This is a genomic window from Streptomyces sp. WELS2 (assembly GCF_013870595.1).
In the GTDB taxonomy this organism is placed as follows: Bacteria; Actinomycetota; Actinomycetes; order Streptomycetales; family Streptomycetaceae; genus Streptomyces.
Genome location: NZ_JACBWZ010000209.1, coordinates 1 through 8,745, shown reverse-complemented (window position 1 = coordinate 8,745; position 8,745 = coordinate 1). Strand labels below are relative to the sequence as shown.

Annotated in this window: 7 protein-coding genes; all 7 read left to right on the top strand. The window is 71.7% G+C overall.

Annotated features, from left to right (window positions below):
- Positions 1–18: 18 nt before the first annotated feature.
- The 7 genes from H5J33_RS14910 to H5J33_RS14880 all read left to right on the top strand — a co-directional run bounded on the left by H5J33_RS14910 (position 19) and on the right by H5J33_RS14880 (position 8,730).
- On the top strand, positions 19–1,539 hold the full coding sequence (locus tag H5J33_RS14910; RefSeq protein ID WP_181795395.1) for an amino acid adenylation domain-containing protein: 1,521 nt from the start codon (positions 19–21) through the stop codon (positions 1,537–1,539).
- Positions 1,532–2,443, top strand: a complete 912-nt coding sequence (locus H5J33_RS14905; RefSeq protein ID WP_181795393.1) for an alpha/beta hydrolase fold domain-containing protein — start codon at positions 1,532–1,534, stop codon at positions 2,441–2,443. The genes H5J33_RS14910 and H5J33_RS14905 overlap by 8 nt, the downstream gene beginning before the upstream one ends.
- 2 nt (positions 2,444–2,445) lie before the next feature.
- Positions 2,446–4,080, top strand: coding sequence for an AMP-binding protein (locus tag H5J33_RS14900; protein ID WP_309485408.1), 1,635 nt, complete (start codon positions 2,446–2,448; stop codon positions 4,078–4,080).
- A complete protein-coding gene (locus H5J33_RS14895; protein ID WP_181795392.1) occupies positions 4,071–4,760 on the top strand; it encodes a rhodanese-like domain-containing protein in 690 nt (229 codons plus the stop codon). The genes H5J33_RS14900 and H5J33_RS14895 overlap by 10 nt, the downstream gene beginning before the upstream one ends.
- 79 nt (positions 4,761–4,839) lie before the next feature.
- Positions 4,840–6,093 carry an NAD(P)/FAD-dependent oxidoreductase gene (locus tag H5J33_RS14890; RefSeq protein ID WP_181795391.1) on the top strand — a complete coding sequence of 418 codons (1,254 nt, stop codon included), beginning with the start codon at positions 4,840–4,842 and terminating at the stop codon, positions 6,091–6,093.
- Between the two features lie 70 nt (positions 6,094–6,163).
- Complete coding sequence (locus H5J33_RS14885; protein ID WP_181795390.1) at positions 6,164–6,718, top strand: DUF3291 domain-containing protein; 555 nt, start codon at positions 6,164–6,166, stop codon at positions 6,716–6,718.
- 47 nt (positions 6,719–6,765) lie between these two features.
- Positions 6,766–8,730: a class I tRNA ligase family protein gene (locus H5J33_RS14880; protein ID WP_181795389.1), complete on the top strand. Its 1,965-nt coding sequence runs from the start codon at positions 6,766–6,768 to the stop codon at positions 8,728–8,730.
- Positions 8,731–8,745: the final 15 nt, after the last annotated feature.

Here is an 8,745-nt window from a genome sequence, read left to right as displayed (position 1 = left end):
AGATGCAGGGCGTAACCGCTGCCGGGGCCCGACAGCAGCCAGGTACGGCCGTCTTCCGCCGAGCTGGAGCAGCAGGCCCGGTCGCTCGCCGCGTGGCTGGCCCGGCAGGGCGTGCGCGCCGGTGACCGGGTAGCGGTCCTGGCCGAGAAGTGCGCCCTCGTGCCCGTCCTGGCCATCGGGATCTGGAAGTGCGGCGCCGTCTACGTCCCGCTCGACGCCACCCAGCCCACCCCGCGGCTGCGCGGCCTGCTCGGCCGGCTGCGGCCCGCTGCCGTGATCGCGCTGGACGACCGCGAGCCCGCACTGGACGGTGTCCGCTGGGCGGGCCGCACGCAGGTGGACACGATCCTTTCGCAACCGGCCCCCGAGTGGCCGACCGTGGCGCACCGGCCCGAGGACACGGCGTACATCATCTTCACTTCGGGGTCCACCGGAGAGCCCAAGGGCGTGCAGATCAGCACCGCCGGTCTCGTCGCGTACTTCGGCAACCACAACGAGGTGCTGCGGTTCACACCGGACTCGCGGGGTTTCAGCCTGTCCCCCTTCCACTTCGACGTGTCGATCGAGGACACCCTGCTGCCGCTCTCCCTGGGTGCCTTCGTCTACCAGTTCCGCGGCGTCCACGCCGGTGCCGTCATGCGCGCGGTCATCGCCCGCGAGCGGATCACGCACCTGATCGCGGTGTCCACGCTGCTCACCATGATCACGGAGGGTGGGCGCCAGGTCACCCGGGAGAACTTCCCGTGCCTCGAGATGGTGATGACGGGTGCGGAGGTGTGCGACCCGGGCGTCATCAACGTCTGGAAGGACAGCCTTCCCGAGGTACGCGTCATCAATGTCTACGGCCCGACCGAGGCGACGATCGTCTGTGTCGCCCACGAGATCGAGCGGACCGAGCCGGAGCGGGTGACCGCGTACCCGATCGGCCGGCCGTTGCGCGGCGTGGCCGCCCGCATCGTCGAGGACGGCACCGAAGTCCACGAGCAGGGCCGCGTCGGCGAGTTGTGGATCGGCGGCGAGCAGGTGATGCTCGGCTACTTCGACCAGCCGGAGGAGACCGCGCGCCGCGTGGTCGAGGTGGACGGCGTCCGTTACTACCGCACGGGCGACCTGTGCAGCTATGACGAGAACGGCGACATCGTCTTCCGCGGCCGGGACGACGACGAGGTGAAGCTGGCGGGCCGCCGCATCCACCTCGGAGAGATCCGGCAGACCGCGCTGAGCTGTCCGGGCGTCGAGCGGGCTGCCGTGGCGCTGGTGCCCAGCCGCGGCCACGACGTGATCGCGCTCGTCGTGATGGCGGCGGACCGCTCGGTCGTGGCCGATGTGGAAAAGCGGCTCACCGACCTGCTGCCCCAGTACATGCGCCCGTCCCTCCTCGCCTGGTCACCCGAGCTCACGGTGTCCTCCACCGGCAAGACGGACGAGAAGCTGCTGATGCGGCGGCTCGCCGAGGCGGCCGGGAACGCGAGCGCGACCCGCTTCGTGTTCACGCCCGCCGGGGACGTCGAACCCATGGACCAGGACGCGCATGTCTGACCTCGGAACACCTTCCCTGAACGTCGAGTTCGGCCGCCTGGCCGTCGCCCGGAGACTGGCGGGCGCCCCCGTGTCCGCGGACTCGCCGGCGCGGGGCCGGATCGACGCCGAACGCTGGATCTCCCGCTTCGGCAGCGCCCCCGGACCCGAGGACGATGCGGCGGTCGAGGCGCGTGACCACTCGGTGGTCATCCGGCCGCGGCGGGAGGCGGCGGACAGCCCGTGGGTCATGTACGTCCACGGCGGCGGGATGGTCTACTACTCCACGGCCGTCTTCCGACCGTTCCTGCGCACCCTGGCCGAGGACCTCCGGGCCCCCGTCGAGGCGTTCGACTACCTCAAGGCCCCGGAGCACACCGCCGAGGAGTCGGTCAAGGAGCTTGCCGCGCACGTCGCGGAACGCTGCCGGGACCTGGCGGGACGCCGCCTCGTGCTCGCCGGCGACAGCGTCGGAGGCCTCCTCGCGCTCTACCTCAGCCTGCGCGTCCTGCCCGGGGTGTTCTCGCGCGTCGTGCTGATCTATCCGTTCCTCGACCCGCACACGGAACGCGAGTCCTACCGGATCTTCGGCGAGGGCCACTTCCTGGACCGGGACAGCATGCGGCTGTTCAAGTCCGTGCTGGCCCCCTTCTGTTCGATGGCCGGCTTCGACCCGATGGCCCTGCCGCCGGACGACATCGCCCGCCTGCCGCCCTGCTCGGTGGTCACGGCCGGCTGCGACGTGCTCCGGGACGAAGGACTCGCCTGGGTGGAGCAGATGACCGAGCGCCGGGCCGACGTGCGCCATCGCCACTTCCCGGATCTCCCGCACGACTTCTGCCTGTACGCCGGAAAGCTGACGTCGGCCAGGAACGCCGTGGCGGCGATCGCGCGGACCGCGTTTCCCTCCAACGAAGAGAGTTGAGTGTGGTGCACACACGGGGGGCGGCACCCCTGCCGCCCTGGTCGGCCGATCCCGCCGCCCGCACGGACACACCCCCGCCGCTCGGCGATCTGCTGGTGGCCGCGGCGCACCGGTGGCCGGACCGTACCGCCGTCGACGACGGCTCCGCCCGCTACACCTTCGCCCAGCTCGAGCGGGGCGCCCAGGCGATCGCGTCCCGCCTGACCCGGCGGGGAGTCGGCGCGGGTGACCGGGTGGTCGTCCTGGCGCGGAAGCGTGCCGTCATGCCCATGGTGGCGGTCGCGGTCTGGAAGTGCGGTGCCGTCTACGTCCCCCTCGACGCGGCGGAGCCGGAGGAGAGGCTGCGGGAACTGCTCGGGCGGCTGCGTCCGGCGGCCGTGATCACGCTGGACGACCACGACCACGGGGTGTCCGGCGCGTACCGGCTCGACGAGGAGCGACTGACCGAGCTCCTGTCGGGGCCCGCGTCGGCTCATGCCACCGTGGCCCACCGGCCCGAGGCGGCCGCGTACATCGTCTTCGCCTCCGGTGCGACGGGCGAGCCGCAGGGCGCCGAGATCAGCGTCGTCGGCCTGATGACCCACTTCGCCGGCCAGAACGAGGTGCTCGGGTTCACCGCCGAGTCCCGGGTGCTGAGTCTGACCCCGTTCCACTTCGACGTATCGCTCGTGGACACCCTGCTGCCGCTGTCGCTGGGAGCCTTCGTCCACCAGTTCCGCGGCCTCGCCGCCGGCGCCGTCATGCGTTCGGTGATCGCCCGCGAGCGGATCACGCATCTGATCGCGGTCACGCTGTTGCTGACCATGATCACCGGTGACGGCAGACGGATCACCGCGGCCGGACTGCCGAGCCTGGAACTGGTGATGACGGGGGCGCAGGTCTGCGACACGGAGGTGCTGCGCGCCTGGACCCGGGCGCTCCCCGAGGTGCGCGTGGTGCACGCCTTCGGGCCGCCCGAGGCCACGATCTTCAGTCTCACCCACGAGATCGGGCCCGGGGACGCGGAGCGCATGACCACGTGTCCCGTCGGCCGGCCGCTGCGCGGCACCCGGGTGAAGATCATGCGGGACGGGCTCGAACTGGACCGGCCGGGTGTGCCGGGCGAGCTCTGGATCGGCGGCGCACAGGTGATGCGCGGCTACTTCGACCAGCCCGAGGAGACGGCCCGGCTGGTCGTCGACCTGGAGGGAACGCGCTACTTCCGGACCGGGGACATCTGCAGCTACGACAGCGACGGCAACGTGGTCCTGCACCGGCACGCGGATGCGCGGGTCACCTGGCTGGCCGGCCGTCGCACCCACCTGAACGAGATCACCCGGGCCGCCCGGAAGGTGCCCGGAGTCGAACGGGCCACGGCGACCGTGGTCCGGCGCGGCCGGCGCGACGTGGTCGCCCTGGCCGTCGTCTCACCGGAGCGACGGGTGATCACCGAGGTGACGGAACGGTTGCGCAGCATCCTGCCCGAGCCTCTGCGGCCGGCCCTGGTGGCCTGGTCGCCCGCGGCGGACGCGGAGCCGGACGAGCGGCTGCTGATCCAGCAGCTGACGACGGCGGCTCAGCGGTCCGACTCCCACTGTTTCGCACTGTCGGCCGAAGGTGCCGTCGAGATCATTGATGAGGTGGAGCCATGCCGGTAGCGGCAAAGGAAAAGGTGGCCGAGTACCTGGAGGAGGCACTGGGCAAGCCGGTGGACCTGTCCCCGCTCCCTGACGACACCGCCCTCAACGCCCTGGGACTGGACTCCCTGCTGGTCATCAACGTCCTGGTCACACTGCTGGAGGACTGCGGCGTCGACCTGGGCGAGCACGCCGACTCGCTGGTCACGCCGAGCACCCTCGGCGACCTGTACGCCATCGCGGACCGGTTCACGGCGCCCGCGCAGGCACCCGCGGCCGCGAGCGCCGAACCCCGGCAGCACACCGACCAGCTGGCCTACTACCAGGCCAAGCTCGCCTACGAGATGGACTCCGCGGACCTCGAGGCGGCCCTGGAGGACGGCCAGGACCTGGTGGTCGTCGACGGCCGCAGCACCGAGGCCTACGAAGCGGAGCACATTCCCGGCGCGATCAGCATTCCGCACCGCTCGATCTCCCGCGAGTCGCTGGCCGCCCTCTCCAAGGCGCCGCTGTACGTGGCCTATTGCGACGGCATCGGGTGCAACGCGTCCACCAAGACGGCCATCAAGCTGGCGACCGAGGGCTTCCGCGTCAAGGAACTGATCGGCGGCCTGGACTGGTGGAAGCGCGACGGCCACCCCACCGAGGGACTGAACGCCCAGGGCCACGTCCACCGTGTCGACTGCGGGTGCGCCGGCTAGACGTCACCGGCCGGAGGCGTCCGTACGCCCCGCGGCCATGCAGAGAAGCCGGCCCGAACAGAGAGAGGGTGGTCGACCCGTGAGCACTTGGAAGTACGACGAGCTGTCGGTGGACGTCGCGGTGGTGGGCGGCGGTCTCGCCGGCTGCGCCGGCGCGATCCGCTTCAGCCGGATGGGACACCGGGTCGCGGTCTTCGAGAAGAAGGCCGTGACCGAAGACTCCTACAAGCGGCTGTGCACCCACTTCGTCCAGCCGCACGCGGTGCCGCTCCTGGACGGGCTCGGCCTCGCACACCTGCGCGAACCCGCCTGGTCCGTGGCGACCAAGGCCGTCTTCGTGACCCCTGGAGGCGTCATCGAGACGCCGGGAGGCTACGACCCCGGGCAACCGGACTCGTACGCGCTCAACCTGGAACGCCGTGTACTCGACCCCGCCGTGCGGGAGGCCGCCCGGAAGCAGGGCGTGGACTACCTCGAAGGCACCGGAGTGGAGAGCCTGGAGGAGGACGAGTCCGGCTGGACCCTGCACACCCGGGGCCCCGAGGGCACCCGGCGGTACCGGGCCCGGCTGGTGGTGGCCGCGGACGGACGCCGGTCACGGCTGGCCGGCCTGCTCGGCAACCCCACCGAGAGCCGCCCCAACGAGCGCGCGGTCCTCTTCGGCTACTTCACCGGAATCGAGGCCCCGGAGGGGAACCGCTCGATCTTCGTCATGAACGACGGGGATCTGGCCTGTACCTATCCCCTGGTCGACGGCCGGACGGAACTCGTTCTCTTCGCGAAGAAGTCGCGGATCGACGACTGGCGCGGCGCCGGGGAACGGCTCGAACGGTTCCTGGAGTACTTCGACGGCCTGGAGGCGGCACCGTCGGTGGCCGGCGCGGTCCCCCGCTCACCCCTGCTGGGCTACACCGACTATCCGAGCCAGATCCGCCAACCGGTCCTGGGCTCCGTTGCGTTCGTCGGTGACGCGGCCCTCTCGCTGGACGCCATGAGCGGCGTCGGCTGCGGATTCGCCCTGCAGTCGGCCGATCTGCTGGCGCGCGCGTTCGACGGCCGGTCGCTGGAGGGGGCCGATCTGCACGCGGGTCTCGCCGACTACCGGGAGAGGTTCGAGAGCACCATCCTTCCGCACGCCGACGGGATCTGCGGCGACTCCCTCGTGGGCAAGGACGAGGCGACCCGGCAGCGCATGTTCACCACGATCTGCCGGAGCCGGGAACTGAGCGAGAAGTACCTGGCCCTGACCGGCCGCATGGTGCGGCCGGCCGAATTCCAGCAGGCCTTCATGCGAGGGCTGATGTCACAACGTGCGGGCGCCGCACGGAAATAGCCGCCGCCCGGACCAACGGACCCCGGGCCGCCATCACGACACGCCACGAACGAGGGGAGCACAACGACCGATGCCACGCGTCGCGTTCACGACTTTCGCCATCCTGAAGAAGCCGTACGGACATCCCGAGGTCCAGGAGTTCGACGACCGGACGCCGCCCACCTTCGAGCAGGCGGAGCGCAGCCCGGGATTCATCGCCCGCGCGAAGGAGGACGCCGGCCAGAGCCACCTCACCAACTTCGAGCGGGACTGGGGGGAGTGGGGCAAGTTCGACGTCCCGCGCTTCTACACCGGCGGCCGGACCGACGAGACCGACAGCCGGGCCTCCACCTTGTCGCTGTGGACCGATCTGGACTCCGTCTTCTCCTTCGTCTACTCCGGACTGCACCGCTCCACCCTGAGCAAGCGGCACGAGTGGTTCCTGAAGCCCGAGTGGCCCAGCTACGCGGCGTGGTGGGTCTCCGACGACACCATTCCCACCTGGACGGACGCCTGCGAGAGGCTGGAGCACCTGCACGACCACGGCCCGACACCCGTCGCCTTCACCTTCCGCGTGCCCTTCGCCGCGGACGGCACACCCACGCGCTTGAGCGGCATGGCCGAGCGACGGCCGGCCGGCGTCTGACGCCGGATCACCCCACCCGTCTTCCCACACCACCAAGGGACACCCTTTTGATCACGCGTGCCTTCGACCGGTCGGCGATGAGCTGGTCCTACGAGATGCACCTCCAGCCCATGCTGTCCGCGAACGACATCGAGGGGCTGCCGTTCGGCTCCGTCTTCGGCAGCGTCCCCGCGCACACCGTCTCCAAGCGCCATGCCCACCAGGACGGCGAGATGTTCATCGTCCTGGCCGGAAAGGCCGTCGTCGTGCTCGGGGACGAGGAGCGGGAGCTGGGGCCGGGCGAGGTCGTCCACCTGTCCCCGTTCGGCTTCCACGAGATCCGCAACGAGTCCGACGAGCCGTTCGACATCGTCTCGATCTACTGGGAGCACATACCCAGCGCCGTCGCCGCCCTCGAACAGCTGCCCCCGCGCAGCCGGCTCGCCGAGCGGACGCTGGTGTTCTGCCCTCCGCCCACCCCCAACGGCGGCCTGCACCTGGGCCACCTCGCGGGCCCGTACGTCCGCGCCGACATGCTGGTGCGCGCGCTGCGCAGCATGGGCCGCGACGCCCGGTACGTCACCGGCACCGACGACCACCAGTCGTACGTGGCCGCCGCCGCACGCCTGCGCGGCACGGAACCGGCCGAGGTCGCCGGGGCCGAAGGCGATGACATCGTGGCGACCCTCCGCTCGGCCGGCGTCGGCTGCGACCGGCTCACGCGCCCGGCCACGGACCCCGGACACGCCGACCGCATACGGGAGTTGTTCTCCCGGCTGGCCGCCTCGCCCGCGGTCAGGGAGGAGACCCGCGAGACTGCGTACTGCCCGACGTGCGATCTGTCGTTGCACCAGGCGTTCGCCCGCGGGCACTGCGCGCACTGCGGCGCGGCCAGCGACGGGGAGATCTGCGAGGCCTGCGGCAGGCCCGGCGAGGCCCGGGACCTCGTCGACGTGCGGTGCCGCGTCTGCGGCACGCCGGCCGTGACCCGCCCGGAGGCGGCGCTGTGGCTCGACCTCGATGCCTACGCGGACCAGCTGCGTGACTACCTGCGCGACTGCTTCACCGCACCCGACCTCCAGGCCCTGGTCGAGCGGCTGCTGGACGAGGGGCTGCCCCCGTACCGGCTCGGCCGCACCGGCACCTGGGGGGTCGCCCTGGAGGACGGCCAGGCCCTCGACGCCTGGGCGGACCTCGCGCTCACCTTCCTGGACGCGGCCCGCACCGAAGCCGGGCAGCACGGCCCGGCGAGGATCACCCTCTTCCTCGGTTACGACAACAGTTTCTACTACGCCGTCCTGCTGCCGGTCCTGGCCTTCGCCACCGGCCTGGCGGAGTTCCTGCCCGCCGCGTTCGTCACCAACCAGTTCCTGCACCTGGGGGACGCGAAGTTCTCCACCAGCCGGGGCCACGCGGTCTGGGCCCGCGATGCCCTCGCCGCGGCGGGACCCGACGCCGTACGCCTCGCCCTGCTGCGCGAGGCCCCGGAAGGGCGCGTGACCCGCATATCCCCGGAGCGCGCCGGCCGGCTCACGCAGGACCCGCTGTATCGCGGCGCCCAGGACTGGCTGGGCGGCTTCGCGTCCCTGACCGAGCGCGGTAACGGCCGGGTGCCCGGCACGGGCGCCTGGACGGACGCGCACCGCGAGTTCTACCGGTACCTCAACCTGGCCACCCGGCAGCTCGACGGTCTGCTGCTGCCGGAGTCGTTCAGCGCCCGCGGCTACGTCGGCCAGCTGGAGTCCTTCGTGACCCGCTGCGCCGAGTTCCGGGCGACGGAGGAGGCCGTGCGGAAGGTCGCGTCGCTGGCCGAGGAAGCCCGTACCAGCCTGGCGCTGGAGTACCTCGCGGCCAAGGTGTTCGCCGCCCTGGCCTGGCCGGTCGTGCCCGGACTGGCCCAGCGGACCTGGGACTGGCTGGGCCTGCCCGGACAGCCGGTGCGCGAGGCCGACTGGACCTTCCTGCCCGCCGGCTCCCCGGTCGTGCCGGGCGCGCCGGACACCACGGCGGCCGCCGCGACCGGGCGATCGTGAGCCGGGAAGGCACGC